The organism is Micromonospora sp. SL1-18 (genome assembly GCF_047921505.1).
Taxonomy (GTDB): domain Bacteria; phylum Actinomycetota; class Actinomycetes; order Mycobacteriales; family Micromonosporaceae; genus Micromonospora.
The window spans coordinates 14,078-39,483 of the sequence record NZ_JBLROA010000056.1; the positions used below are offsets into that span (position 1 = coordinate 14,078).

The window sequence follows — 25,406 nt, forward strand, 5'->3', positions numbered from 1 at the left end:
GTAAGGAGGGGCCCCCGGTTAACGCTTTGCGTTGTACCGGGGGCCCCTTTCAACACGCCCCGTGGATCACCGGCCGGTGCAGGTGACGGTGGGGAGGGTGTTGGTGCCGGGTGCGTTGGCCAGGAAGCCGAACGTGGTGGTGCCCTCCGGTGCGAGGGTGCCGTTGTAGGACTCGTTGGTGACGGTCACCGACGACCCGCTCGTGCTCGCCTTGCCGCTCCAGATCTGGGTGAGGGTCTGACCGCTGGGCCAGGTCCAGTTCGCGGTCCAGCTGCCCCACGTCCGGGAGCTGTGGTTCATGATCATGACCTCGCCCTGGAAGCCGCCCGGCCAGGCGTTGACCACCTGGTAGACCGCCATGCAGTCGCCGCCCGGCGGCGGCATGGTCGGGCTTGAGGTGGGCGTCGGTGACGGGCTGGTCGGCGTCGGCGTCGGCGTGGTGGGGGTGGGTGACGGCGTGCCGCCCGAACCGATCCCGGTCACCTCGCCGTTGCCGCCGTCGAAGGTCACGTCCGAGCAGCCGAAGAAGTTCTCCTGGCTGTCCGACCGGACCCAGCGCGAGTAGATGATGTGCCGGCCGCCCTTGTTCGCCGGCAGGGTGCCGGTGAAGTAGTAGTGCCCGTCGGTGGTACCCGGCGAGCCGACCGACGGCGGGTTGGTGACCGTCAGGAACGGCTGGTCCTCCAGGTCGCTCCAGGCCAGCGGCCGGGTCGGGCTCCAGGTGTTCTTGGTGACGTAGAAGTAGAAGGTGCCCGGGTGGTGGGCCCAGTTGCTGAAGCGAAACTCCATGGTCTGGCCGGAGGTCAGGTGGGTGACCGGCCAGTCGGTGCGGGCCAGGTCGTACCCGCTGAAGCCCGGGTTGCCGCCGCTGCACAGCTGGCCGTCGGGGATGAAGCCGACGGTCCGGCCGCCCGCGTCGGAGCGCAGCACGCTGAACCAGTTGTAGAGCGAGTTCGCCCCGCTCTGCGCGACCGCCGCCGCGCAGGCGGGATTGTTGGGCCTGATCTCACCGGTCTGGGTGAGACCGTCCTTCCAGCACAGATAGGTCCGGGCGCCCGGGGCCATCGCCGCGCCGTGCGCGGCGGCCGGGTCGGAGCCGGTGGCCAGGGCGAAGGCGCCGAGGGCCAGGGTGGCGACCGCGGTGAGCAGCGCGGCCGTACGGGAGGATCGGTGCACGAGTTCTCCTGACTCGCGGGGCGCGACCCGCACCGGTCCACCCCGCTGCGACGAGCGGATGCGACGATCGCGGTGCCACGCCCGGCGGTCGGGGTGCGGCCGGGGCCGGCTGGGCGGGCACCAGCTGCGGTCCGTGCCACGGACCGGTGTGCCCTCGCGTCGGCTCGACCCGGCGGCCGGTGGCGCGGCAGCCCCCGCGCCACTCCGGCATGCGCCATCCCATCACGTCGGGTGCAGCTCACGCAATAGTCGTACGTCGATGAGGGGTGCCTCCCCGCGCGGCGTCCGGGTCGTCCCCGCGCGCCGCGCCCCCGCGATGCGTCAGGATCGGGGGGACGGAGGGAGCAATGATGGGGTACGCGGTGGTGCTCGGCGAGGCGCTGGTCGACCTGCTCGACGCCGAGTACGACGGGCAGCTCGTCTACCGGCAGGCGATCGGCGGGGGGCCGCTCAACGTGGCCGTGGCGGTGGCCCGGCTCGGCGGCGACATCGAGTTCGTCGGGTCGCTCGGCGACGACGCGCTCGCGGAGCGGATCCGGGCCTTCCTCGCCGGGGCGGGCGTCGGGCTGGGCGGGGCGGTCACCGTACCGGCCCCGACCGCGTTGGCGGTGGCCACCTTCACCGGCCCCGAACCGGACTTCCGCTTCTACGGCGAGCCCCGGTCGTACGCCCTGCTCACCGCCGACGACCTGGACGTGGCCCTGGTCGAGGGCGCCGACGTGCTCTACTGCGGCTCGGTCGTGCTGCTCCACCCGCCGGTGCTGGCCGCCGCCCGGCGGGCCTGGTCGATGGCCGGGGCGTTGCGGGTGTTCGACCCGAACGTCCGTACCCGGCTGCTGGACGGGCCCGACGCCGTGGCCGCGCTGCGCGAGGTGGTCGCGGAGTTCGCCGCGAGCGCGCACCTGGTGAAGCTGAGCACCGCCGACGCGGCCGTGCTCTACCCGCACGAGCCGGTCGAGGGGGTCGCCGCGTACCTGCGGGAGTTGGGCGCCACCACCGTGGTGGTCACCCTCGGCGCGGACGGCGCCCTGGTGGCCGCCGCCGACGACGTGGTACGTGTGCCCGCCCCGAAGGTCGGTGCGGTGGACGCCACCGGCGCCGGGGACTCGGTGATGGGCGCGCTCATCGCCGAGCTGCTCGCCGCCGGCGAGCCGGTGGACCCGGTCGGCTGGCGGGACCGGGTCGCCTTCGCCCTGCGCGTCGCCGGCCTGGTCTGCGAGTCGCCGGGCGGCGCCACCTCGATGCCCACCCGCGCCGCCGTCGCCGCCCGATTCCCCTCCTGACCTCACCTGTGCTGGTGCACGAGCGGCGCGATTCCGGGCAAGCCGGCAACCGCAAGTCCATGAGCGACGGGGCGGGAGGGGATCAGGCCGTGCCGTAGAGCTCGGCGTAGCCGCGGCGGGCGGCGATCAGGCCGGGCCGGGCGCCGAAGGGCGACTCGGCGGCCACCCGCTCCGGAGGTGCGTTGCCGGTGTGGCCGGCCCGGATCAACCAGGCCTGCTGGGCCAGTTGGGCGTGCTGGGCCCGGACGAACTCCGCGTCGACCGGCGCACCGTGCCCGGGCACCACCACCGTCGAGGGCGTGACGAGGCGCAGCAGGTCGGCCACCGCGTCCGGCCACTGGATCGGGTACGACTCCTCGAACGCCGGTGGCCCGCTCTGCTCCACCAGGTCGCCGGCGACCAGCACGTCCGCGTCCGGCACGTGCACCACGAGGTCGGCGTCGGTGTGCCCGTGCCCCGGATGGCGCAGCACCACCCGTCGGCCGCCGATGTCGAGCACGGCCTCGATGCGTACCGGGTGGGTCGGGGCCAGCAGCTCGGTTCGGGCCAGCTCGGCGGCCAGCTCCGGCTGCTCGTCGCGCATCTCCTCGTACGCCGCGCGGCGCAGTTCGTCGGGGCTGTCGCGCAGCGCGGTGGCGGCCAGCTCGTGCGCGTACACCGGGCGGGGCGGGTCGGCGGCCAGGGTGGCGTTGCCGAAGCAGTGGTCGAAGTGGTGGTGGGTGTTGACGACGGTCCACGGGTGCGGGGTGACCGCCCGGGCGGCCTCGGCCAGCTCCCGGGCCTGCTTGGCGGTGGAGAGCGTGTCCACCAGCAGCGCGGCGCCGTCGCCCACCACCAGGGTTACGTTGACGTGCAGCAGCGGCTCGCGCAATACGTGGACGCGGTCGGCGACCTCGACGAACCGGGCGGTCATGAGACCTCCGACGCCCGATCGAGGAAGCGCTGCCGGTCGACCAGCACGCGCTCGACCCGCCCCTCGGCGACGATCTCGTCGCCGTCGGTGACGGTCACCTCGAACAGCAGCCGTCGCCCGTCGACCTTGGCGAGCCGAGCCCCGGCAATCACCGTCCGCCCGACCGGCGTGGCGGCCCGATGCTCCAGTTCGACCCGGACGCCGACGGTCGTCGACCCGGGTGGCATCCGGATCGCGGTGGCCGCCACGGTCGCCGCCTCGGCCAGGGCGAGCACCCGGGGGGTGCCGAGCATGGGCACGTCACCGGAGCCCATCGCCTGCGCGGTGTCGGCGTCGGCGACGGTCAGCTCGACCCGGGCGGTCAGGCCCGGCACCAAGGGCGGCTCCGGCTGCTCCTGCATGTCCCGAGCCTAGACGAGCCGGGGCCGGACCGCCCGATCTGGCATGCCAGAGCCCCCGACAGGTGGCCGGCGTCGGTCGATGTGGCGCGTCGAAGGTGGGCACCCCGAGGGCCGCACTTTGCGCGCCGTTAACCTTGTCTCCGATGGCCGTCGTGACAGACCCCCAGCCCCCCGCCCGGACCGGTGCCCCCTCCTCACCCGACGGCGGACGCCGTCGCGTGTTGGCGATGACGATCTGGGGGGTCGCCTTCGTGGCCGCCTGGTTCGGCATCGGACTGCCGACCGACCCGGCGTACGCCTTCTTCTGGATCTGGGCGGCCACCATCGCCTGGCACTCCGACCGGCCGTGGCGCAGCCACCTGCGCTTCGCCCGGGACTGGGTGCCGGTGGTGCTGCTGCTGGCCGTCTACACCATCTCCCGAGGGTTCGCCGCCACCGGCGCCACACCCCATGCCCTGGAGATGATCGTCGCCGACCGGTTCCTGTTCGGCTGGGCCACCGGCGGCGAGGTGCCGACGATCTGGTTGCAGCAGCGCCTCTACCGGCCCGAGGTGCAGTGGTGGGACGTGTTGGTCAGCTGGGTCTACTTCTCGCACTTCGTGGCGACGCTGGCAGCCGCGGCGGTGCTGTGGATGCGTGACCGTTCGCGCTGGACGGCGTACATGCGGCGCTGGGGCTTCCTCTGCGCGGCCGGGCTGGCCACCTACTTCGCCTACCCGGCCGCCCCGCCGTGGTGGGCGGCGCAGAACGGACTGCTCACCGAGGTCGCCCGGATCTCCACCCGCGGTTGGAAGGAGATGGGCATGCACGGCGCGGGCAACCTGCTCAACGCCGGGCAGATCGCCTCCAACCCGGTGGCCGCGATGCCTTCGCTGCACACCGCGTTCGCCCTCTTCGTGGTGCTCTTCTTCCTGAGTTCGCTCCGGAAGCGCTGGTGGCCGCTGCTGCTGGCGTACCCGCTGGCGATGACCTTCACCCTGGTGTACAGCGGCGAGCACTACGTGATCGACGTACTGGTCGGCTGGGCGTACGTCGGGATGACCTTCCTGGTCGTCGGCCTGGCCGAGCGCTGGTGGGCGGCCCGACGGCCCCGGCGCGCGGCGGTGGCGCCCGCTGGAGAGCAGCAGCCGTCGGTGATCCCCGCCCAGACCGGCCCGAGCGAGCAGGAGGCCATTCCGGCCGCGGCCGTCGCGGTGCCGGCCGAGCGCTGAGGCTGGCCGTCGCGGTGCCGGCCGGGCGCTAAGGCTCGGCGGCCGCGGTGCCGGCCGGGCGCAGAGCGGGGGTCAGTCCCGCCGCTGCCGGCGCCGGGCGTCGTGCGCCCGCGCGATCAGATCCGCCGCCAGCTGCCACGCCTCGGCCAGGTCGCGGTCGACCGCTGCCGCGCCGGACCCGCCGGCGGTGTCGGCGTGCACCGTGGCCAGCCGCAGCCGCCGCTGCGCCGGACCCTGGGTCACCCGCACGCTCTGGATCCGGGCGTACGGCACCAGCGTCATCCGGCGGGTCAGCAGCCCGGACCGGGACACGAAGACCTGCTCGTCCAGGCCGGCGCCGACCGCCGTGCGGGTCAGCGGGCGCAGCCAGCGCGCCCGTGGCGGCGGCGGTGTCGCGGGCAGCGCATCCAGCCGTACGCCGGGCAGCACCTCCGCGACGACCAGCTCCGCGGCCTGCGCGTCGCCGACCGGCAGCAGCCGGTCCGGCCGGTTCCGGTCGTCCGGTTCGCCGGTCGAGTAGCCGGCCACCTCCAGCCGCAGCCGCAGCCAGCCCTTCACCCGCCAGAGCAACGGCCAGGTGACCCCGACGGTCTGCACCCGGTGCAGCGGCACGGTCTGCATCCGGGTCTCCAGCAGGCCGTTGCGGACCCGCAGCGTGTCGTCGTCCCGGTCGAGCCGGAAGCTCCAGTCGTCGAGCACCCGGCGGACCGGTTGCAGCAGCACGCCGGCCATCGCGGTCAGCGTGCTGGCGACCGCGATGAAAGACCAGGACCCTTCGGAGAGGAACTGCGCCACCACGAAGGCCACGCCGAACGGAAGCAGGAACGCCTGCGGGGTGAGTAGCTGGCTGACCAGCAGGTTCGCGTTGCGTACGGTGTGCAGCCGCCGTCCGGCCGGGGCGGGCGCGGGCGGCGCGCCGGCGGCGGGCGGGGCGGTCTCGGGCGCGCGGCCGGCCACCGCGAGCAACCGTTGGCGCAGCGCGCCGGCCTCGGCCACGCTCAGGTACGCCAGCGGCGCCTCCGTCTTGCCCCCGCCGACCACCTCCAGCCGCAGCTCGGCCAGCCCGGTGAGCTGCGCCAGCAGCGGCCGGACCACCTCCACGGCCTGCAACCGCTCCAACGGGATCGCCCGGGTCCGCCGCCAGATCAGCCCCTCGTGCACCCGCAGCTCCCGGCCCACCAGGTGGTAGCCGGTGTTCCACCAGCTGATCACGGACAGCACGGTGGCGCCGAGGACGAAGACCGTGACCAGCACGGCGAACCAGCCGAACCCGACCCGGGACAGCGTCGACCAGGAGAGGCCGGCGATCACCACGACCAGCGACTTGGCGCCGTGCAGCGCCGGACTGAGCGGGTGCAACCGCTGCCGGGGCTCCTCCCCGACTGGCGGCCACGTGGCCGGGGGCCGGTCGTCGTCGCCCGGGTACGGCGGTGGGGCGCTGGGCCCCGGGTCGGCCGGGCCGGGCCTCACAGCCCCTCCGCCCGGTCCTCGCCCAGCGCGGTCAACCGGTCGCGCAGCCGGGACGCCTCGGCCGGGCGCAGGCCGGGCACCCGCGCGTCGCTCGCCGCCGCGGCCGTGTGCAACTGCACGGTGGCCAGGTCGAAGGCGCGTTCCAGCGGCCCGGCGGTGACGTCGACGAACTGCATCCGCGCGTACGGCACGATCGACAGGCGCCGCACCAGCAGCCCGTGCCGGACCAGCAGGTCGTTCTCCCGTTCGGCGTAGCCCCAGGCGTGCACCGCCCGGACGACGGTGACGGTGCGCCAGGCCGCCAGCAGCAGCACCACGCCGAGGGCGGCGCCGAGCAGCCAGTGACCGGTGAGGGCCCAGGCCACGGCGAGCAGCACCAGCGCCACGGCGAACAGGATGCCGAGCCGGATCAGCTCCACCCAGATCAGGTCGCGGGAGATCGGTTGCCACCGGACGGTGTCCGGCCAGGGCTCGAGGGCGCTGGGCGGGGCCGGCGGGTGGCCGGCGAGGTGGTCACCGCTCACCGGGGTGGTCCCTGCGCTCGCTCACCCCTCCGAGGGTAGGCGATTCCGGCACCGCCACCACCTCGCGCAGGAAGCCGCGCGCGTCGAGGAAGGCGCCGAGCGTTTCGCGGTGCTCGGCGCAGGCCAGCCAGGTCTTGCGCCGGTCGGCGTCGTGCAGACGGGGGTTGTTCCAGCGCAACGCCCAGACGGCGGGGGCGCGACACCCCCGCGCGGAGCAGATCAGCGCCTCGGCGGGAGTGGGAGTGGTCACCGGGGCGAGTCTAGGGTCGCACTCCGGGAGGTTTCGCGCCGGGCGGCCACGGGGGGAGCCGCCCGGCGACGGGTGAATCGTACACACGCCGGACCCCTGGGTGTCCACCCGTGTTCAGCGATTTTCGCGCGACGGGACGGCGCGGCGGAAATCGTCCCTCTCCCGCCCTCGGCTCTCAGCCGGGCATGACAGTCTTGGTACGACCACGCCGCGACGACGACCTAGCTGTGGAGGACCGGTGGCCCAGCCGACCACGCCCGACGCCCCGATTCCGACCGAGGCCGTGCCGGGCACGCCGCCGCCGGGCACCACCACCCCGGCCCAGGACGCCACCCTGCTGGAGCGGGCGCTGTTCGAGATCAAGCGGGTGATCGTCGGCCAGGACCGGATGGTCGAGCGGATGTTCGTGGCCCTGCTGGCCCGGGGGCACTGCCTGCTGGAGGGGGTGCCCGGCGTGGCCAAGACCCTCGCCGTGGAGACCCTGGCGAAGGTGGTCGGCGGCTCGTTCGCCCGGGTGCAGTTCACGCCGGACCTGGTGCCGGCCGACATCATGGGCACCCGGATCTACCGGCAGTCCAGCGAGAAGTTCGATGTCGAGCTGGGCCCGGTCTTCGTGAACTTCCTGCTCGCCGACGAGATCAACCGGGCGCCGGCGAAGGTGCAGTCAGCGCTGCTGGAGGTGATGAGCGAGCGCCAGGTGTCGATCGGCGGGGAGACGCACCGGGTGCCGGACCCGTTCCTGGTGATGGCGACGCAGAACCCGATCGAGCAGGAGGGGGTCTACCCGTTGCCGGAGGCGCAGCGGGACCGCTTCCTGATGAAGATCGTGGTGGGCTACCCGACCGACGCCGAGGAGCGGGAGATCGTCTACCGGATGGGCGTCGCACCGCCCGAGCCGGCCCGGGTCTTCGACACCCCGGACCTGATCGCCCTGCAGCACAAGGCCGACCAGGTCTTCGTGCACAACGCGCTGGTCGACTACGCGGTCCGGCTGGTGCTCGCCACCCGCGCTCCCGCCGAGCACGGCATGCCGGACGTGGCGCAGCTCATCCAGTACGGCGCCAGCCCGCGCGCCTCCCTGGGCCTGGTGCGGGCCACCCGGGCGCTGGCGCTGCTGCGGGGCCGGGACTACGCGCTGCCGCAGGACGTGCAGGACATCGCCCCGGACATCCTGCGCCACCGGCTGGTGCTCAGCTATGACGCGCTCGCCGACGACGTTCCGGCCGACCACATCGTGCACCGGGTGATGTCGACCATCCCGTTGCCGTCGGTGGCGCCACGGCAGCAGGCCACGCCTCCACCGGCCGTCCCGCACGGGGCCGGCTGGCCCGGGCAGCGGCCGTGACCCCACCCACCCCGCTGCCGGCCACCGGCGACCGCTCCGGAGCCGTTCTCGCCCGGCTGCAGCTGATGGTCACCCGCAAGCTCGACGGGCTGCTCCAAGGCGACTACGCCGGGCTGCTGCCCGGGCCGGGCAGCGAGGCGGGGGAGTCCCGCGAGTACCGCCCCGGCGACGACGTACGCCGGATGGACTGGCCGGTCACCGCGCGGACCACGCTGCCGCACGTCCGGCGTACGGTGGCCGACCGGGAACTGGAGACGTGGCTGGCGGTGGACCTGTCGGCGAGCCTGGACTTCGGCACCGGACGGTGGCTCAAGCGGGACGTGGTGGTCGCCGCCGCGGTCGCCCTGGCCCACCTGACCGTCCGCGGCGGCAACCGGATCGGTGCGGTGGTCGGCACCGGCGGCACCGTGAGCGTGAGGAGTGAGCCGGGTTTGCGAGCCCCGCAGTCGCGAACCGGAGCGATCGTGCCCGCGCGGAGCGGCCGGTGGCGGGGCGAAGCGCCGGCCCCCGGGCCGGGGACGCTGCTGCGGCTGCCCGCCCGGGCCGGCCGCAAGGAGGCGCAGGGGCTGCTCCGGGCGATCGCCGGGACCGAGATCCGCCCCGGGCGCAGCGACCTCGGAGCGCTGGTCGACATGCTCAACCGGCCGCCGCGCCGGCGTGGCGTGGCGGTGGTGATCTCCGACTTCCTCGCGCCGCCCGAGCAGTGGGGCCGGCCGATCCGTAAGCTGCGGGTCCGGCACGACGTGCTGGCGATCGAGGTGGTCGACCCGCGCGAGCTGGAGTTGCCCGACGTGGGGGTGTTGCCGGTGGTGGACCCGGAGACGGGGGAGCTGCACGAGGTGCAGACCGCCGACCCGGGGCTGCGCCGCCGGTACGCCGAGTCGGCGGCCGCCCAGCGCGAGGCCATCGCCGCCGAGCTGCGCGCCGCCGGCGCGGCCCACCTACGGCTGCGTACCGACCGAGACTGGCTGCTGGACATGGTGCGGTTCGTCGCCGCGCAGCGGCACGCCCGGACCCGAGGGACTACCCGATGATCCGTTTTCTGCAACCGTGGTGGCTGCTGGCCGTGCTGCCGGTGCTCGCCCTGGCCGCCGCGTACGTCTGGCGGCAGTTGCACCGACGGGCGTACGCGATGCGGTTCACCAACGTCGATCTGCTGCGTACGCTCGCGCCGAAGGGCCTGGGCTGGCGGCGGCACGCGGCGGCCTCCGTGTTCCTGCTCTGCCTGCTGGTGCTGGCCACCGCGCTGGCCCGGCCCGCGGTGGACACCCGCGAGCCGCTGGAGCGGGCCACCGTGATGCTCGCCATCGACGTGTCGCTGTCGATGCAGGCCGACGACGTCGCGCCGAACCGCTTGCAGGCGGCGCAGGAGGCGGCCAAGCAGTTCGTCGGGGAGCTGCCGGAGAGCTACAACCTCGGGCTGGTCTCCTTCGCCAAGTCGGCGAACGTGCTGGTCCCGCCGACCAAGGACCGGGCGGCGGTGACCGCCGCCATCGACGGCCTCGTCCTGGCCGAGGCGACCGCCACCGGGGAGGCGGTCTTCACCTGCCTGGAGGCGATCCGCTCGGTGCCCGCCGACGGCACGGCCAGCATCCCGCCGGCCCGGATCGTGTTGTTGTCCGACGGCTACCGCACCGCCGGGCGGTCGGTGGAGGAGGCGGCCGGCGCGGCGCAGGCGGCGAACGTGCCGGTCTCCACCATCGCGTTCGGCACCGACTCTGGACAGGTGGACATCGGCGGCCAACTCCAGCGGGTGCCGGTGGACCGGACGGCGCTGTCGCAGCTGGCGGAGACCACCCGGGGCTACTTCTACGAGGCCGCCTCGGTGAGTGAGCTCAAGCAGGTCTACCAGGACATGGGCAGCTCGATCGGGTTCCGGACCGAGCCGCGCGAGATTACCCAGTGGTACGCGGGGATCGCGCTGCTGTTCGCCCTCTGCGCCGGCGCGCTGAGCCTGCTCTGGTCGTCCCGCCTGCTCTGAGTCGGGACGGCCGGGGCGGGTCGGGTGCGCCGGCCGGAACGGTCAGTGACCGCCGCCGGCCAGGACGAAGAGGACGGCCACCCAGACGGCGGCGAGGGTGAAGCCCAGCGGGGCGACGTAACGGCTCATGGGACTGCTCCGTGGCGACGGCGGGCCGGGCTCGACGACCGGACCGCAGGGGTGGATCAGGGCGTACGCACACGAGAGTCGTGACCGGGGTGCTCCTCCACGGGCGGCCGACGGGCCGCGCAGTGCGGTCGTCCCCGGCCAGCGGACGGGGAGACGGGCGATGCGGAGGTGCGGGAAGCTGGGTCAGCTCCGCGACCGAGCCGTGGCTCAGCGGGACTGACGATCGGCCCGGCCACGACTGGAAGGATCGCTATCTCGCACAGCGATCACCTCCTGCGGTCGGCGGGGCTTTCGGACGCGGGCGTACTGCGGCCCGCGAACAGGGAGCATCGTACACCCGCCGCACCACCGCCGCGCACTCGGCCGACCGGCTGCCACTGCCCCACCCGGAGGGTCACCCGGCTCCCGGCCGGTCCGTCGACCCGACCCCGAGGGTCGTCCCCATGGCCGGGCCGCCCCGGCCGGCGGGCGACCCGGGCGCGACCAGGCCGGGGCGGCGACCCGACGGCCCGCGCCGCGGTGCCACCAGCACGGCCAGGACCAGGGCGAACAGCGGCAGCCAGCAGATCCGGGCGGCCAGCCAGCCGGGGCCGGCCGGCGCGGTGTGCAGCCCCGGCAGAGCCCGGCCGAGGTGCGCGGTGAGCGCGGTCACCGCGACCAGCACCGGCTGGTGCCACAGATAGATCCCCATCGCCTCCCGGTTGACCGCGGTCACCAGCCGGGCCGACGTGGCATGCCGTTAGCGCTTACCTGCCGGTAACGCCTAGGCTCCGACCGGCGAGATCAGCTGAGCAGAGGGGGAACCGTGGCCCGTACCGTGCTGGTGACCGGCGGAAACCGGGGGATCGGCCTGGCCATCGCGCAGGCCTTCGCCAAGCAGGGCGACCAGGTGGCGGTGACTCATCGCAGCGGCGACGTCCCGGCGGGGCTGTTCGGCGTGAAGTGTGACGTGACCGACGGCGAGTCGCTCGACGCCGCGTTCACTGCGATCGAGGCCGAGCTGGGCCCGGTCGAGGTGCTGGTCGCCAACGCCGGCATCACCGACGACACGCTGCTGATGCGGATGTCCGAGGAGCAGTTCACCCGGGTGCTCGACACCAACCTGACCGGCGCGTTCCGCTGCGCCAAGCGGGCCTCGTCGAAGATGCTCCGGGCCCGGTGGGGTCGGATGATCTTCATCTCCTCGGTGGTCGGCCTGTACGGCGGTGTCGGCCAGGTCAACTACGCGGCCAGCAAGGCGGGCCTGGTGGGCGTGGCCCGCTCGATCACCCGCGAGCTGGGCAGCCGCAACATCACCGCGAACGTGGTCGCGCCCGGCTTCATCGACACCGACATGACCGCGGCGCTGCCCGAGGAGCGGCGCACCGAATACCGCAAGGCGATCCCGGCCGGCCGTTTCGCGCAGCCGGATGAGGTCGCCGGCGTGGTCACCTGGCTCGCGTCCGACGCGGCCGGGTACATCTCGGGCGCCGTCATCCCGGTCGACGGCGGCCTGGGCATGGGTCACTGAGAAACACGGAGGAATTGCGCAATGTCCGGACTTCTGGCCGGTAAGCGGCTGCTGGTCACCGGCGTCATCACCGACGCCTCGATCGCCTTCTCCGTGGCGAAGCTCGCCCAGGAGAACGGCGCCCAGGTCGTGCTCACCGGCTACGGCCGGCTCTCCCTGGTCGAGCGGATCGCCAAGCGGCTCCCCGAGCCGGCCCCGGTGATCGAGCTGGACGTGACCAACGCCGAGCATCTGGCCGGGCTGGCCGACAAGGTACGCGAGCACGTCGACGGCCTGGACGGGGTGGTGCACTCGATCGGCTACGCCCCGCCGAGCTGCCTCGGCGGCGGTTTCCTCGACGCGCCGTGGGAGGACGTGGCCACCGCGGTCCACGTCTCGACGTACTCGTACAAGTCCCTGGCCATGGCGGCGCTGCCGCTGATGTCGGCGGGCGGGGCGGTGGTCGGCCTCACCTTCGACGCCACCAAGGCCTGGCCGGTGTACGACTGGATGGGCGTGGCCAAGGCCGGGCTGGAGTCCGCCTCCCGCTACCTGGCGCTGCACCTGGGCAAGCGGGGCATCCGCAGCAACCTGGTCGCCGCCGGCCCGCTGCGCACCATCGCCGCCAAGTCCATCCCCGGCTTCGAGCAGTTCGAGGACGCCTGGGCCGAGCGGGCCCCGCTCGGCTGGAACCTCACCGACCAGGAGCCGGCCGCTCGGGCCTGCCTGGCCCTGCTGTCGGACTGGTTCCCGGCCACCACCGGCGAGATCGTCCACGTCGACGGCGGCTACCACGCCCTCGGCGCCTGAGGTGTAAGGAGGGGCCCCTTCTTAACGTCCCCGGTATAGGAGGGGGCCCCTGTTAACACCCCGACCCGGGGGCGTCGCGGGGCGGCACAGCCGTCGAGGGAGAATGTGACCATGGCGTACGACGCGTTGGTGCTGGTCTCCTTCGGCGGCCCGGAACGGCCCGAGGACGTGCGGCCCTTCCTGCAGAACGTGACCCGGGGGCGGGGCGTGCCCCCGGAGCGGCTCGAAGAGGTGGTCCAGCACTACCTGCACTTCGGCGGGGTGTCCCCGATCAACCAGCAGTGCCGGGAGCTGCTCGCGGCGATCCGCGCGGACTTCGCCGCCAACGGCGTCGACCTGCCGGTCTACTGGGGCAACCGGAACTGGGACCCGATGCTCGCCGACACCGTGGCGCGGATGCGCGACGACGGGGTGAAGCGGGCCTTGGCGTTCGTCACCAGCGCGTACGGCGGCTACTCCTCCTGCCGTCAGTACCAGGAGGACATCGCCGCGGCGCGGGCCGCGGTCGGCCCGGAGGCTCCGGTGATCGAGAAGCTGCGCCAGTTCTGGGATCACCCCGGTTTCGTCGAGCCGCACGCCGACGCGGTGCGGGCGGCGTTGGCCCAGCTCGACCCGGCCCGGCGGGACACCACCCGGCTGGTGTTCACCGCGCACTCCATCCCGGTCTCGGCGGCCGCCACCGCCGGCCCGCACGGCGGCCGGTACACCGCGCAGCTCGCGGAGACCGCCCGGCTGGTGCACGCCGCCGCCGCGCCGGACCTGCCGTACGACCTGGTCTGGCAGAGCCGCTCCGGCCCGCCGCAGGTGCCGTGGCTGGAGCCGGACATCAACGACCACCTGGCCACCCTCGCCGAGCAGGGCGTGACCAGCGTGGTGGTCAGCCCGATCGGGTTCGTCTCCGACCACCTCGAGGTGGTCTGGGACCTGGACACCGAGGCCCTCGACACGGCCAAGCAACTCGGCCTGGACTACGTCCGCGCCGGCACCCCCGGCACCGACCCGCGTTTCGTGGCGATGGTGCGCGAACTGGTCCTGGAACGCACCGCACCGGACGGCGAGCGGCCGCGCCGCCGCCTCGGCGAGCTGCCGATGTGGGACACCTGCCCGACGGCGTGCTGCGTGCCCCCGGCCCGCCGTCCCTGAGTCTGACCGAGCTCCCGATAACCGTGGGGACGACACATGCATGACCGCAAGCCGGTGCAGAGCTGGCTCACCGACATGGACGGCGTGCTGGTGCACGAGGGCCAGCCGGTGCCCGGCGCGCCCGAGTTCGTCAAGAAGCTGCGCGCCTCCGGCAAGCCCTTCCTGGTGCTGACCAACAACTCGATCTACACCCCGCGCGACCTGCAGGCCCGGCTGGCCCGGATGGGCCTGGACGTGCCGGAGGAGGCGATCTGGTCCTCCGCCCTGGCCACCGCCCAGTTCCTGGCCGACCAGCGCCCGGGCGGCACCGCGTACGCGATCGGTGAGGCCGGGCTGACCACGGCCCTGCACGCGGTGGGGTACGTGCTCAGCGACTTCGCCCCGGACTACGTGGTGCTGGGGGAGACCCGCACCTACAGCTTCGAGGCGATCACCAAGGCGATCCGGCTGATCGACGACGGGGCCCGGTTCATCTGCACCAACCCGGACGCGACCGGCCCGTCGGTCGAGGGCGCGCTGCCGGCCGCCGGCTCGGTGGCCGCCATGATCTCCAAGGCGACCGGGGTGGAGCCGTACTTTGTCGGCAAGCCCAACCCGATGATGATGCGCTCGGCGTTGAACACCATCGAGGCGCACTCGGAGAGCACCGCGATGATCGGCGACCGGATGGACACCGACATCCTGTGCGGCCTGGAGGCGGGGCTGGAGACGATCCTGGTGCTGACCGGGATCAGCTCCCGGGCGGAGGCGGAACGTTACCCGTACCGGCCGTCCCGGATCGTCAACTCCGTCGCCGACCTGATCGACGAGATCTGACCGGCCGCCCGGCGGTTGGTCAGAGGCGCAGCGGGGCGTTGCAGGCGGCCACCAGGGCCTGCCGGCAGGCGGTGGTCAGCGGGCGCAGCGCCGCGTCCCGCTGCTGCGCCTCGAAGGTGTTCACCGCGCCGCCCGGGGCGCTCTCCCCGGCCAGGGCGAGCACCCGGTCCAGCACCGCGGCACGGGCGAACAGCCGACGAGCCCGGGGGTCGAACCCGGGCGGCAGATCCGTCATGCCGTCGGGGCGGCGTAGCGCGGCGAGGGCGCCGGCCAGCTCGGGTCGCCACTGGGCCACGTCGAGCCGGGTGAGCGCGGCGGTCGTCTCGGCGAGCGCGGCGGCCAGCTCCGCCTCCGCCTCGGCCGCGCCGGGCACCGCGAGGGACGCCTTCGGCGCGTCGGCCGGCAGCGGGTACACCCGCCACAGCACGGTCTCCCAGGTCATGCCCGACCCGGAGGTGTGGGTGCGTACCTCGGGGACGAGGCCGAGCCCGCTGGCCACCACCGCCTCGCCGGCGAGCAGCGCCGCGCCGGCGAAGTCGCCGGGGCCGGGCAGGCCGCGCGGGTCGCCCGGGGCGGGCAGCACCAGGCGGATCTCGTCCGGGGAGAGCTTCGCCAGGCTGGGCAGCGCCTCCCGGAGGGCCACGTCGGTCCAGGTGCCGGGGGCGTCGGCGACCAGGTGCTCCTCGTCGCCGGCGATCTCGTCGGCGACTTCGTCGAAGGGCACCAGGCCGGCCCGCCAGGCACGTACCCAGGCAACGAACCGGCTCGACCGGCGCGGTGTCAGCGTGGCCGCGCCCGTTGCGGGGGAGGACATGCCGAAAGGGTACGTGCTACCTACCGCCCGTGTCTCGACTGCCGCACCGGTGGCGTGACCTGCCCCCAACTACCCCCTTCGCCCGTTTCCACCCCCGCCCTGGCCGGCCCCGCCGATCATGGAGTTGTGGCGCCTGCTTCGCGTCGTCCGCGGCTTTTGTTCAGTGCCACGCCTCCATGATCGACAACCGTGCGGCGCGTCGGGCGGGCGGTGTGTCGGGGTGGTGGTTAGCGTGATCGGCATGGTGGGGCGATACGGCGGGGACGTGCTGGCGGGGGACTGGCGGCGGCGGAAGGTCACCCCGGAGGTGGACGCGGAGCCGGATCTGGTGGTCGAGGACGCCGAATCCGGGTTCTGCGGCGCGGTGGTCGGCTTCGAGTCCGGCGCGGTGGTGCTGGAGGACCGGCACGGCCGGCGGCGCAACTTCCCGCTGCTGCCTGCCGCGTTCCTGCTCGACGGTAAGCCGGTCACCCTGCGCCGGCCGGTACGCGCCCCGGTGCCGGCGGCCCGGCGGCGGACCGCCTCCGGCTCGATCGCGGTCGACAACGTCCGGGCGCAGGTCGCCAAGGCCAGCCGCATCTGGGTCGAGGGCGTGCACGACGCGGCGCTCGTGGAGCGGATCTGGGGTGACGACCTGCGCATCGAGGGCGTGGTGGTGGAGCCCCTGGACGGCGTCGACGCCCTGGCCGCCGAGGTCCAGGCCTTCGACCCGGGCCCGGGTCGAAGGCTCGGCGTGCTCGTCGACCACCTGGTGCCCGGCTCGAAGGAGAGCCGGATCGTGGCGGCCGTGACCTCGCCGCACGTGCTGGTCACCGGCCACCCGTACGTGGACGTGTGGCAGGCGGTGAAGCCGAAGGCGCTGGGCATCCCGGCCTGGCCGGTGGTGCCGCCCGGACGGCCCTGGAAGGAGGGGGTCTGTGCGGCCCTCGGGGTGGCCGAGCCGGCGGACATGTGGCGGCGCATCCTGTCCCGGGTGAACAGCTTCGCCGACGTGGAGACGCCACTGATCAACGCGATGGAGCGGTTGATCGACTTCGTCACCGAGCCGGCGTGATCGGTTAGTTCCCCAGCTGCCGGGCCATCGCGCGGCGCAGGGGCGGGGTCGCAGCGGTCAGGCGCAGCATGATTCGCAATGTTGCCCGGGTCGCCCGGGTGGACTGGGCGGCGCTGCGGGCATTGCGCAGCGACTTCCTGACCGCGGCGAAGCCGTAGTCGATCATCTCGCGCTCGTACTTCGAGATCGCGGGTACGAGCGGCGTTTCACCTGCGTGGACGGCCATCAGCGTGCGGCGGAGGAGGTCGGCGTCGCGGAGCGCGGTGTTCGCGCCGATGCCGGCCATCGGGGTCATGTTGTGTAGGGCGTCGCCGAGCAGGGTGACGCGTCCGCTCGGCCAGGGGTTCACCGGTGTCGCGCTCCTGACGTTGAAGGCGTTGACCGTGTCGGGATCGCTTCCGGCGATGAGCCGGTGGAAGGCCGGTGACCAGTCGGGGATCCGTTCGATGACGGTCCGCTGCAGCGCGCGGCCGTCCAGATTCTCGATGTCGGGCGGGAAGCGGTCGGCCGCGTCGGTGAAACCCCACAGGACGTAGTCGGTGAGGTCGTTCAGTGGCCGGTCCGTGGGCTGGTGGCTCTGCTTCCAGACGGCGGTGAACAGCGAGCCGCGGCTGCGGGGAACGACGAGGTTCGCTCGGGTGGCGAGGGCTGCCGGAAGTGCCTTCTCCCGCTCGGGGGTCAGTTCGTATTTGCCGGCGATCGCGACGGCGCCGGTGTCGATGCGGTGTGCGTGCGGCAGGAGTTGCCGGCGTACCCGCGAGTTGGCGCCGTCCGCGCCGATCATCAGATCGGCCGTGGCGGTGGTGCCGTCGGCGAAGTGGGCGGTGACGCGCTCGCCGGCGACGTCGTACCGGGTGAATGTCTTGCCGGGGTGGAGGATGTCGTCGAGGCCGGCGAGCAGGATGTCGCGCAGGCGGATCCGGCTGACGGCGTAGTGGCGGTGTTCGGGCGCGTCCGATGACGGGTTGATCTCGACGTCGGACATGGCGAGCAGTTCGGTGCATCGGTCGGTGAGGAAGCCGAATCCGCCCCCGGGGGAGACGGTGTCGAGGAATGCCTGCCACCCGGCCGGGGGGAGGCAGGCGCGGAGGGCGGCCGCTCCGGCCGGGTTGATGTGGATGCGATACCCCTGCAGCCAGTCGTTGCGGTGATGGGTGCGTTCGTACACGTTGGTAGGGATGCCGGCCTGGCGGAGCCCATGTGCGAGGGCCAGTCCGCCGATGCCACCGCCGATGATCATCACGGAGAAGTGGGTCATGCCTTTCAGCATCATGCGATCGAATGGCACTGTCAACCATCTGTTTGATTGATAGAGTCAGGGGTGTGTCTGAAGAGCCAAAGCCCCGCCGGTCGCCCGCAGGCAGCGAGCGGCAGCGCGACGCCGACCGCAGCCGGCAACGGATCCTCGACGCCGCGCTGGTGGAGTTCGGCGAGCACGGCTACTCGGGTGCCCGCATCAGCGCGATCGCCCGCCGCGCCGGCGTCAACCAGCAACTGATCTCGTACTACTTCAACGGCAAGGAGGGCCTGTATCGGGCCCTGATCGACCGCTGGCGCACCCTGAGCGGTGACCTCAACCGCCCGGACGCTCCGCTGGACGAGGTGGTCGCCGCGTTCGTCCACATCGGCCAGGTGCAACGGCACTGGGGTCGGCTGCTGATCTGGCAGGCGCTGTCCGGCGACCGGGAAGAGGGCGACGAGCAGTACCACCGATCGATGGTCGACGACCTCCGCCGGCGCCAGAACGCGGGCGAGATCGCCCCTGACCTGGATCCGGGGTACCTGCAACTGGCCCTCTTCGGCGCTGCGATCGCGCCTACCCTGCTGGCCCAGTTCGCCGAGGATTTCACCGGCCTGCCCGCCGACTCGCCAGAGTTCTTGGAGCGTTACCGGGAGCAGCTGAAACGCCTGGTCGCCCACCTCGCCAAATCGCTGTAAGGCGAGGGAACCGCGTCCGCTGGGACGGCGGAGCGGTTCCGTGGTTGGCTTCCGGCCGGTGTGCCGGTGGAGGTGACCGGACGGGGGCGACCCGCCTCAGGGCTCCTGGTCCGGAGTACGGGTGAAGACGAAGGTGGCGATGTCGAGGGCGGCCGGCCGGCCGGACTCGTCCCGGAGCACGGTGAGGATCTCGCCGTCCTGCGAGCCGGAGCGGCCCCGCCAGCGGTCCGGGCCCTCGGCGGTGAAGCGGAGCACCGGCCGGCCGGCCGGACCGCCCACCAGGTCACCGGCGGGGTCCGGGCGGAACTCGTACTCCAGGCCCATCCACCACCAGCGGCCGGTCAACTCGGCCAGCCCGGCCGCCGGTTCGGCGGCCGGACGCCACGGGGCGGGCGGGGCCGGCTCGGCGTCCAGCACCAGGGTGAGCACCTGTCGAGCCAGCTCGACGACGTGGTGCCCGGCGCGCAGCCCGTAGGAGTTGGCGTAGTCCACCACGGCGGTACGGCTGGGCCGGTGCACCGCCAGACCGGCGACGTACCCGGGCATCGAGCCGCCGTGGCCGACGTACACCCGGTCGCCGACCCGGTAGAGCTCCACGCCGAGGCCGTGGCCGCCGGTCCACGAGTCCAGGTCGCTGATCACCACCGGCGCGCACATCTCGGTGAGCGTGGCCGGGGCGAGCACATCCGGGGCCGGGTCGGCCAGGAACGCCGCCCAGCGGCCCAGGTCCGCGACGGTCGACCAGAGCTGGCCGGCAGGCGCCATCGCGCCGGTGTCGGTACGGGGTTCCTCGCGCAGCGTGTCGTGCCAGGGGTGCACCACGTAGCCCCGGGCGTACGGCTCGGTCGGGTGGTAGGTGGTGCGCCGCATGCTCAGGGGCTCGAGGATCCGCTCCCGGAGCAGCTCGGCCCAGGGCGTTCCGGTGACCCGCTCCAGCACCCCGCCGAGCAGCCCGTACGCCAGGTTGGAGTAGTGGTAGACGTGGTGCGGCGGGTGCGCGATCTTCTCCGGGGTCAGCCCGGTGAGCAGGGTGGCCAGGTCGACGCCCTCGGTCCGCTCCCACCACCGTCCGTCCGGCTCGCGCTGCAGGCCGCTGGCGTGCCCGAGCAGCTGGCGCAGGGTGAGCGCGCCGACCGGGGTGCCGGGCAGGTGCTTGTCGAGCGGGTCGTCCAAGGCCAGCCGGTCGGCGTCGCGCTGCTGCATCACGAGCACGGCGGTCATGGTCTTGCTGATCGAGCCGATCCGGTACTGCAGGTCCGCGTCGGGGGTGGGGTGGCCGCCGGCGAGCGCGAGGTGGGCGAGGCTGCCGCCGCGGACCACCCCGAGGGCGACCGAGGGGCCGCGTCCCTCGGCCTGGGCCTGTGCGACCAGCGCGTCGACCCGTCGGGCGGTCTCCGGCAGCAGGGCCATGATCATCCTCCTCGTCGAGGTCGGCGGGTGTCGCCGAGCTTACCGATCATGGCGGGGTCGTAGGACGTGCGTCGGCGTGTCACGATCGGGGGGTGGACGCATTGCTGTGGATCGTGCTCGGTGTGGTCTTGGCGGTCGCTGAGATCTTCACGACGACGCTGTTCCTGATGATGTTCGCGGCAGGGGCGTTCGCCGCCGCCGCGGCTGCCGCACTCGGCGCACCGGTCGCGGTCCAGGCACTGGTCTTCGCTCTGGTCTCCACGCTCTGCGTGGCGCTGCTCCGGCCGGTCATCCGGCGGCACGCGCGCGCGGCGCTGGACAGCGGCGAGCAGTCGTTCGGCGTCGAGGCGCTCGAGGGCACGACGGCCGTCGTGGTGGAGCCGGTCGACGTCGGGCGCGGCCTGATCAAGATCGACGGCGAGCTGTGGACCGCTCGGGCGTACGACGCGACGCGGAGCTACGCCGTGGGTGAGCGGGTGCAGGTGATAAAGGTCCGGGGCGCCACCGCCCTGGTCTGGCAGGACGAGATTTCCACCCCGGGCGCACTGCCCGAAGCGAAAAGGTGAACGGTATGACGTTTGTAGCGATCCTGTTGATCGCCGTAGCGGTGATCGTCGTGGTGACGCTGGCCAAGGCGGTGCGGATCGTGCCGCAGCAGCGGCAGGACGTGGTGGAACGGCTGGGGCGGTACAAGCGGACCTTGAACCCGGGGCTGAACCTGCTCGTGCCGTACATCGACGCGGTGCGTACCAAGGTCGACATGCGGGAGCAGGTGGTCAGCTTCCCGCCGCAGCCGGTGATCACCTCGGACAACCTGGTCGTGTCGATCGACACGGTGCTCTACTTCAAGGTGGTCGACTCGGTTCGGGCCACCTACGAGATCTCCAACTTCCTGCAGGCGATCGAGCAGCTCACCGTGACCACGCTGCGTAACGTGATCGGTTCGCTGGACCTGGAGCGGGCGCTAACCAGCCGTGAGGAGATCAACCGGCACCTGTCCGGCGTGCTGGACGAGACCACCGGCCGGTGGGGCATCAAGGTCACCCGGGTCGAGATCAAGGCGATCGAGCCGCCGCCGAGCATCCGTGACTCGATGGAGAAGCAGATGCGCGCCGAGCGGGACCGCCGTGCCGCGATCCTGAACGCCGAGGGCCTCAAGCAGTCGCAGATCCTCACCGCCGAGGGTGAGAAGCAGGCCGCCGTGCTGCGCGCCGACGGTGACCGGCAGGCCCGGATCCTGCAGGCGGAGGGCCAGGCCAAGGCGATCCGTACCGTCTTCGACGCGATCCACCACGCCAACCCGAGCCAGAAGGTGCTCGCCTACCAGTACCTGCAGGCGCTGCCGCAGATCGCCAACGGCTCGGCCAACAAGGTCTGGATCGTCCCGACCGAGTTGACCAAGGCCCTGGAGGGGATGGGTGGCGCGCTGGGCGGGCTGGCCAACATGGTCGGCGACGTGCCGTCGCCGGAGGCCAGCCAGGGCGCCGGCGAGGTGGAGCGGGAGGCCGCCGAGGCAGCGCAGGCCGCCGCCAGCGCCGCCCAGCAGATCCACGACGAGGTACGCGTCGCCGAGGCGCAGGTCACCGGCGGCAACGTCCCGCAGCAGGGTCTGCCGGCACCCGAGCCGGTCTCCCCGGAGAGCCTGGTCAACGACCCCTCGGACGAGCGCGAGCGGGGCTGAGCGGGGCCGTCCGACTCCGGACGGTAAATACGAGAAAGGCTCATGCGGCGCCCCGGTGCCTGCCACCATCGGCTTGAAGGACGGGTGGTGACCAGGACCGGGGCGCCGGGGCGCGTCCCGCGCCGCCCGCAGAACGGGGCGAGGTGACGCATGAAGGAGCCGGTGAAGAGCCTGTTCTCCAAGGAGCTGTTCTCCAGAGAGCCGGTCCCCGGCGATCACGATCCCGCTGGACCGCTCGGCACCCGGCGTACCGGGGGCGGGTTCGGGGTGCTGCCGTTCGTCTCCGAGCCGGGGCGCGCCGCCCCGGCCACCAACGCGAGCTGGGCCTGGTCCGTGCGCCGGTTCGCCCGCGCGGCGGTCTGGCTGCTGCCCGCGTACGCGATTCTCTACGGCGTGGTGGCGATGGCCAGCGACGGCGGGGTGGGCAACACCCCGTACCCGGCCGACGGCAGTCCGCTCTACCTGGTGGGCTGGGTGGCCGCGGTCTGGCTCGGCCTGCTCGCGCTGCTGGCGCTCACCGGCCTGCTCGCCGCCACCCGGTGCCGGCGGATCGCCGCGGCCGGGCTGCTGGTCAGCATCGCCGGCATCGTGCTGATGCTGCCCTTCGCCGGGCTCGACGAGCAGGCGCCCGTCTTCGGCACCACCGCGCGCAGCCTCGTCCTGGTCGGCGCCACCTGCTACACCGTCGGGTGGCTGTTCACCGGGTGGTCGGTGGCCCGGTCCGGGCTGTTCTCCTACGGCGACGGGATCATGCTGATGATCGCCGCCCCGCTGCTCGGCCTCGGCGGCGCGCTGCTCGGCTCGCTGCAGACCTTCGGCGCGATCTTCGCGCTGGTCTCCGGGCTCGGCATCGGCTACCGCTCCGGGCGCCTGGTGCCCGCCGCCATCGCCCGCGACGCGATCGCCGCCAGCGTCGTGGCCGCCCCCACCCCACCCACCGACCCCGCCAACCCCACCACCCCCAACGGCCCCCTCCCCACCTGACCGGGGCGGCTGGGAGGTCGCCGTGAAGTGGCTGACAGTTGCCTGGCGGGGTGGTCGGTTGGCGGCTTTCGCGGCAATCTAGGGACCATGCCGTCTCCCCGGTCGCCCCTGTCGCGGCTGCTCACCGTGCTGCTCGCCGGCCTACTCGCCGGGCTCGCCCTCGCAGTCGCCGCGCTGCCCGGCAACCTGCTCGGCGGGTTCGCCGCCAAGGCGACCCTCGGGGCGTACGCGCAGCTGCCCGACGCGCTGCGCACCCCCGCCCAGCCCCAGCGCTCCTACCTCTACGCCAACGACGGCAAGACCCTGATCACGACCTTCTACGACGTCAACCGCACCGACGTACCGCTGGCCGAGATCGCCCCGGTGATGCGCCAGGCGATCGTGGCCGCCGAGGACCGCCGCTTCTACTCCCACGCCGGCGCCGACCTGCGCGGGCTCCTCCGCGCCCTGGTCGCCAACGTCACCGGTGGCGGCACCGAGCAGGGCGGGTCCACGCTGACCATGCAGTACGTCCGCAACGTGCTCAAGACCGACCCCACCCGCACCGCCGAGGAGCGGCAGGCCGCCACCGAGCAGACCGTCGGGCGCAAGCTCCAGGAGATCCGGTACGCGACAGCCCTGGAGAAGACCCTCAGCAAGGACGAGATCCTCAACCGCTACCTCAACATCGCGTACTTCGGCTCCGGAGCGTACGGCGTCGCCGCGGCCAGCCAGCGCTACTTCGCCAAGGCACCCGCCGACCTGACCCTGGCCGAGGCGGCCCTGCTCGCCGGCCTGGTCCAGTCGCCCGACGCGTACAGCCCGATCGACGGGGACAAGGACAAGGCCCTCGCCCGCCGCGCGTACGTGCTCGACTCGATGGTCGAGACCGGCGCGATCACCGCACAGCAGGCCGCCGCGGCCAAGGCGGAGAAGCTCACCCTGCATTCGACCGGCCAGCCCAACGGCTGCACCTCGGTCGCCCAGGGGCACGACGACTGGGGCTTCTTCTGCGACTACCTCCGCCAGTGGTGGCTGGCCCAGCCGGCCTTCGGTGACACGGTGAAGGAGCGCGAGCAGGCGCTGCGCCGCGGCGGCTACACGGTGGTCACCTCGCTGGACCCGAAGATCCAGAAGACCGCACAGAAGCAGGCCACCGCGGTCTACGGGTACGACAACAAGCGCGCCGTGCCGGTCGCCGCGGTCGAACCGGGCACCGGCCGGGTGCTCGCCATGGCCGTCAACCGGCACTACAGCCTGGCCGCCAACCCGCCCGGGCAGGCCAACCGCCCGAACACCGTCAACCCGTTGATCTCCGGCGGCGCCAGCGTCAACGGCTACCAGGCCGGCTCCACGTTCAAGCTGTTCACCATGCTCGCCGCGCTGGAGGCCGGCAGGCCCCTCGCCACCGGCTTCGACGCCCCGACGAACCTCCCCACCCGCTACGCCTCCGACGCCGAAGGCAACTGCGACGGCAAGTGGTGCCCGGCCAACGCCAACCCGCAGTGGATGGACGGCTACCGCATGATGTGGGACGGCTTCGGCCGCTCCGTGAACACGTACTTCGTCTGGCTCGCCGAGCAGGTCGGCGAGGACAAGGTGGTGGAGATGGCGCAGCGGCTCGGCATCACCTTCCGGGCCGGGTCCGACGCCGCCTTCGCCCGGGACAACGCGGCGAACTGGGGCGCGTTCACCCTGGGCGTCGCCGCCACCACCCCGCTCGACCTGGCCAACGCGTACGCAACCGTGGCGGCCGAGGGGACGTACTGCTCGCCGCTGCCGGTGGTCTCGGTGACCGCCGCCAACGGCGAGAAGGTCGACGTCGGCCAGCCGTCCTGCAAGCGGGTCCTGGACCCGGACGTCGCCCGGGCCGCCACCGACGCGGCCCGCTGCCCGGTCGGCCAGCAGTCGGCGTACGGGCAGTGCAACGGCGGCACCGCCACCTCGGTGGACGGGATCGTCGGCCGGCCGGTCGCCGGCAAGACCGGTAGCTCCGAGGGCAACGCCACCGAGACCTTCGTCGGGTTCACCCCGCAGGTGGCCGTCGCCGGCATCGCCGCCAACCCCGACGACTCGGCCGACCTGGTCGGCGCGGCGGTGCAGGCCAAGGTGATCGACGCCGTCGCCCGGGTGATCCACACGGCGGTGGACGGCAAGCCGGTGCAGGACTTCACCGCGCCGAGCCCCGAGCTGGCCGGCGACCCGCAGCGCCCCCAGCCACAGCCCACCCCGCAGCAGCAACAGCAGCAACAGCAGCAGCAGGACCAGGGCCTGCCCCAGGACCTCCTGCGCTGGCTCCAGGGTCGCGGTCGCGGCTGAGTAGAAGGAAGGGGCCCCTGTTAACGCCTCCGGTAGAGCAGGGGCCCCTTATTAACACCCACCAGGGCCGAGACGATCAGGTCCAGCGCCGGCAACCCGGCGGAAAAGATCCGATCCCAGGTGTCGGATCCCGTCCGGCGGCTCCGACCCACCGGTGAGCGCGCCCGCCGGGGGCGCCGCCGAGCAGGAGCAGCGACTAGTGATCGCTTTTCTGGCCAGAACCGTCTATTGTCGACCATCGTGGGCAGTGTTTATCGGATCGGCGAGTTCGCTACGCGGATTGGTC

Annotated in this window: 25 protein-coding genes; 15 read left to right on the forward strand and 10 right to left on the reverse strand. The window is 73.1% G+C overall.

The window, feature by feature from the left end:
• Window positions 1-66: 66 nt before the first annotated feature.
• Entirely contained in the window at window positions 67-1,176 is a 1,110-nt protein-coding gene (locus ACNAW0_RS22995; RefSeq protein WP_416290030.1) for a lytic polysaccharide monooxygenase, read from the reverse strand.
• 350 nt (window positions 1,177-1,526) lie between these two features.
• Between ACNAW0_RS22995 and ACNAW0_RS23000 the strand changes: the two genes are divergently transcribed.
• Entirely contained in the window at window positions 1,527-2,459 is a 933-nt protein-coding gene (locus ACNAW0_RS23000) for a carbohydrate kinase family protein (protein ID WP_416290031.1), read from the forward strand.
• An 82-nt stretch (window positions 2,460-2,541) separates the two neighbouring features.
• Here ACNAW0_RS23000 and ACNAW0_RS23005 read toward each other — a convergent pair whose 3' ends face one another.
• The gene (locus ACNAW0_RS23005) at window positions 2,542-3,372 is read right to left on the reverse strand and encodes an MBL fold metallo-hydrolase (RefSeq protein ID WP_416290032.1); all 831 of its coding nucleotides are present in this window, start codon (window positions 3,370-3,372) and stop codon (window positions 2,542-2,544) included.
• Window positions 3,369-3,773 carry a thioesterase family protein gene (locus tag ACNAW0_RS23010; RefSeq protein WP_416290033.1) on the reverse strand — a complete coding sequence of 135 codons (405 nt, stop codon included), beginning with the start codon at window positions 3,771-3,773 and terminating at the stop codon, window positions 3,369-3,371. Before ACNAW0_RS23010 ends, ACNAW0_RS23005 begins: the two co-directional genes overlap by 4 nt.
• A 143-nt stretch (window positions 3,774-3,916) precedes the next feature.
• Here ACNAW0_RS23010 and ACNAW0_RS23015 point away from each other — a divergent pair, with 143 nt between their 5' ends.
• The gene (locus ACNAW0_RS23015; RefSeq protein WP_416290034.1) at window positions 3,917-4,984 is read left to right on the forward strand and encodes a phosphatase PAP2 family protein; all 1,068 of its coding nucleotides are present in this window, start codon (window positions 3,917-3,919) and stop codon (window positions 4,982-4,984) included.
• A 72-nt stretch (window positions 4,985-5,056) separates the two neighbouring features.
• On the opposite strand, the gene ACNAW0_RS23020 is transcribed toward ACNAW0_RS23015, so the two are convergent.
• From ACNAW0_RS23020 to ACNAW0_RS23030, 3 genes are read right to left on the reverse strand one after another with little or no spacing between them, the layout of a single operon-like run.
• Window positions 5,057-6,454 (reverse strand): PH domain-containing protein, encoded by a 1,398-nt coding sequence (locus ACNAW0_RS23020; RefSeq protein ID WP_416290035.1) that lies wholly within the window; start codon window positions 6,452-6,454, stop codon window positions 5,057-5,059.
• The gene (locus ACNAW0_RS23025; RefSeq protein ID WP_416290036.1) at window positions 6,451-6,978 is read right to left on the reverse strand and encodes a PH domain-containing protein; all 528 of its coding nucleotides are present in this window, start codon (window positions 6,976-6,978) and stop codon (window positions 6,451-6,453) included. Before ACNAW0_RS23025 ends, ACNAW0_RS23020 begins: the two co-directional genes overlap by 4 nt.
• Window positions 6,968-7,228 (reverse strand): hypothetical protein, encoded by a 261-nt coding sequence (locus tag ACNAW0_RS23030; RefSeq protein WP_416290038.1) that lies wholly within the window; start codon window positions 7,226-7,228, stop codon window positions 6,968-6,970. The genes ACNAW0_RS23025 and ACNAW0_RS23030 overlap by 11 nt, the downstream gene beginning before the upstream one ends.
• A 238-nt stretch (window positions 7,229-7,466) precedes the next feature.
• Here ACNAW0_RS23030 and ACNAW0_RS23035 point away from each other — a divergent pair, with 238 nt between their 5' ends.
• The 3 genes from ACNAW0_RS23035 to ACNAW0_RS23045 are packed head-to-tail and all read left to right on the forward strand — an operon-like array spanning window position 7,467 to window position 10,554.
• Entirely contained in the window at window positions 7,467-8,573 is a 1,107-nt protein-coding gene (locus ACNAW0_RS23035) for an AAA family ATPase (protein ID WP_416290039.1), read from the forward strand.
• The gene (locus ACNAW0_RS23040) at window positions 8,552-9,607 is read left to right on the forward strand and encodes a DUF58 domain-containing protein (RefSeq protein WP_416290056.1); all 1,056 of its coding nucleotides are present in this window, start codon (window positions 8,552-8,554) and stop codon (window positions 9,605-9,607) included. Before ACNAW0_RS23035 ends, ACNAW0_RS23040 begins: the two co-directional genes overlap by 22 nt.
• Window positions 9,604-10,554, forward strand: a complete 951-nt coding sequence (locus ACNAW0_RS23045; RefSeq protein WP_416290040.1) for a VWA domain-containing protein — start codon at window positions 9,604-9,606, stop codon at window positions 10,552-10,554. Before ACNAW0_RS23040 ends, ACNAW0_RS23045 begins: the two co-directional genes overlap by 4 nt.
• Before the next feature lie 523 nt (window positions 10,555-11,077).
• Here the strand turns inward: ACNAW0_RS23045 and ACNAW0_RS23050 are convergent.
• Window positions 11,078-11,398, reverse strand: coding sequence for a hypothetical protein (locus ACNAW0_RS23050; RefSeq protein ID WP_416290041.1), 321 nt, complete (start codon window positions 11,396-11,398; stop codon window positions 11,078-11,080).
• A gap of 90 nt (window positions 11,399-11,488) precedes the next feature.
• Between ACNAW0_RS23050 and fabG the strand changes: the two genes are divergently transcribed.
• From fabG to ACNAW0_RS23070, 4 genes are all read left to right on the forward strand, one after another.
• Complete coding sequence (gene fabG, locus ACNAW0_RS23055; protein ID WP_416290042.1) at window positions 11,489-12,193, forward strand: 3-oxoacyl-ACP reductase FabG; 705 nt, start codon at window positions 11,489-11,491, stop codon at window positions 12,191-12,193.
• 21 nt (window positions 12,194-12,214) lie between these two features.
• A complete protein-coding gene (gene fabI / locus ACNAW0_RS23060) occupies window positions 12,215-12,982 on the forward strand; it encodes an enoyl-ACP reductase FabI (RefSeq protein ID WP_416290043.1) in 768 nt (255 codons plus the stop codon).
• Window positions 12,983-13,093: 111 nt separating this feature from the next.
• Window positions 13,094-14,125 carry a ferrochelatase gene (locus ACNAW0_RS23065; protein ID WP_416290044.1) on the forward strand — a complete coding sequence of 344 codons (1,032 nt, stop codon included), beginning with the start codon at window positions 13,094-13,096 and terminating at the stop codon, window positions 14,123-14,125.
• A 36-nt stretch (window positions 14,126-14,161) separates the two neighbouring features.
• The gene (locus tag ACNAW0_RS23070) at window positions 14,162-14,941 is read left to right on the forward strand and encodes an HAD-IIA family hydrolase (RefSeq protein ID WP_416290046.1); all 780 of its coding nucleotides are present in this window, start codon (window positions 14,162-14,164) and stop codon (window positions 14,939-14,941) included.
• A gap of 19 nt (window positions 14,942-14,960) precedes the next feature.
• Here ACNAW0_RS23070 and ACNAW0_RS23075 read toward each other — a convergent pair whose 3' ends face one another.
• On the reverse strand, window positions 14,961-15,755 hold the full coding sequence (locus tag ACNAW0_RS23075; protein ID WP_416290047.1) for a hypothetical protein: 795 nt from the start codon (window positions 15,753-15,755) through the stop codon (window positions 14,961-14,963).
• A gap of 241 nt (window positions 15,756-15,996) precedes the next feature.
• Here ACNAW0_RS23075 and ACNAW0_RS23080 point away from each other — a divergent pair, with 241 nt between their 5' ends.
• Window positions 15,997-16,809, forward strand: coding sequence for a DUF3097 domain-containing protein (locus tag ACNAW0_RS23080; RefSeq protein WP_416290048.1), 813 nt, complete (start codon window positions 15,997-15,999; stop codon window positions 16,807-16,809).
• 4 nt (window positions 16,810-16,813) lie between these two features.
• Here the strand turns inward: ACNAW0_RS23080 and ACNAW0_RS23085 are convergent, their stop codons facing one another.
• Window positions 16,814-18,067, reverse strand: coding sequence for an FAD-dependent oxidoreductase (locus ACNAW0_RS23085; protein ID WP_416290049.1), 1,254 nt, complete (start codon window positions 18,065-18,067; stop codon window positions 16,814-16,816).
• Between the two features lie 65 nt (window positions 18,068-18,132).
• On the opposite strand from ACNAW0_RS23085, the gene ACNAW0_RS23090 reads away from it, so the two are divergent.
• A complete protein-coding gene (locus ACNAW0_RS23090; protein WP_416290050.1) occupies window positions 18,133-18,747 on the forward strand; it encodes a TetR/AcrR family transcriptional regulator in 615 nt (204 codons plus the stop codon).
• 96 nt (window positions 18,748-18,843) lie between these two features.
• On the opposite strand, the gene ACNAW0_RS23095 is transcribed toward ACNAW0_RS23090, so the two are convergent.
• Window positions 18,844-20,157 (reverse strand): serine hydrolase domain-containing protein, encoded by a 1,314-nt coding sequence (locus ACNAW0_RS23095; RefSeq protein ID WP_416290051.1) that lies wholly within the window; start codon window positions 20,155-20,157, stop codon window positions 18,844-18,846.
• A gap of 92 nt (window positions 20,158-20,249) precedes the next feature.
• On the opposite strand from ACNAW0_RS23095, the gene ACNAW0_RS23100 reads away from it, so the two are divergent.
• The 4 genes from ACNAW0_RS23100 to ACNAW0_RS23115 all read left to right on the forward strand — a co-directional run bounded on the left by ACNAW0_RS23100 (window position 20,250) and on the right by ACNAW0_RS23115 (window position 25,120).
• On the forward strand, window positions 20,250-20,723 hold the full coding sequence (locus ACNAW0_RS23100; protein ID WP_416290052.1) for an NfeD family protein: 474 nt from the start codon (window positions 20,250-20,252) through the stop codon (window positions 20,721-20,723).
• A 5-nt stretch (window positions 20,724-20,728) separates the two neighbouring features.
• Complete coding sequence (locus tag ACNAW0_RS23105; protein WP_416290053.1) at window positions 20,729-21,838, forward strand: SPFH domain-containing protein; 1,110 nt, start codon at window positions 20,729-20,731, stop codon at window positions 21,836-21,838.
• Between the two features lie 150 nt (window positions 21,839-21,988).
• Window positions 21,989-22,822 carry a hypothetical protein gene (locus tag ACNAW0_RS23110; protein ID WP_416290054.1) on the forward strand — a complete coding sequence of 278 codons (834 nt, stop codon included), beginning with the start codon at window positions 21,989-21,991 and terminating at the stop codon, window positions 22,820-22,822.
• Window positions 22,823-22,909: 87 nt separating this feature from the next.
• Complete coding sequence (locus ACNAW0_RS23115) at window positions 22,910-25,120, forward strand: transglycosylase domain-containing protein (protein WP_416290055.1); 2,211 nt, start codon at window positions 22,910-22,912, stop codon at window positions 25,118-25,120.
• Window positions 25,121-25,406: the final 286 nt, after the last annotated feature.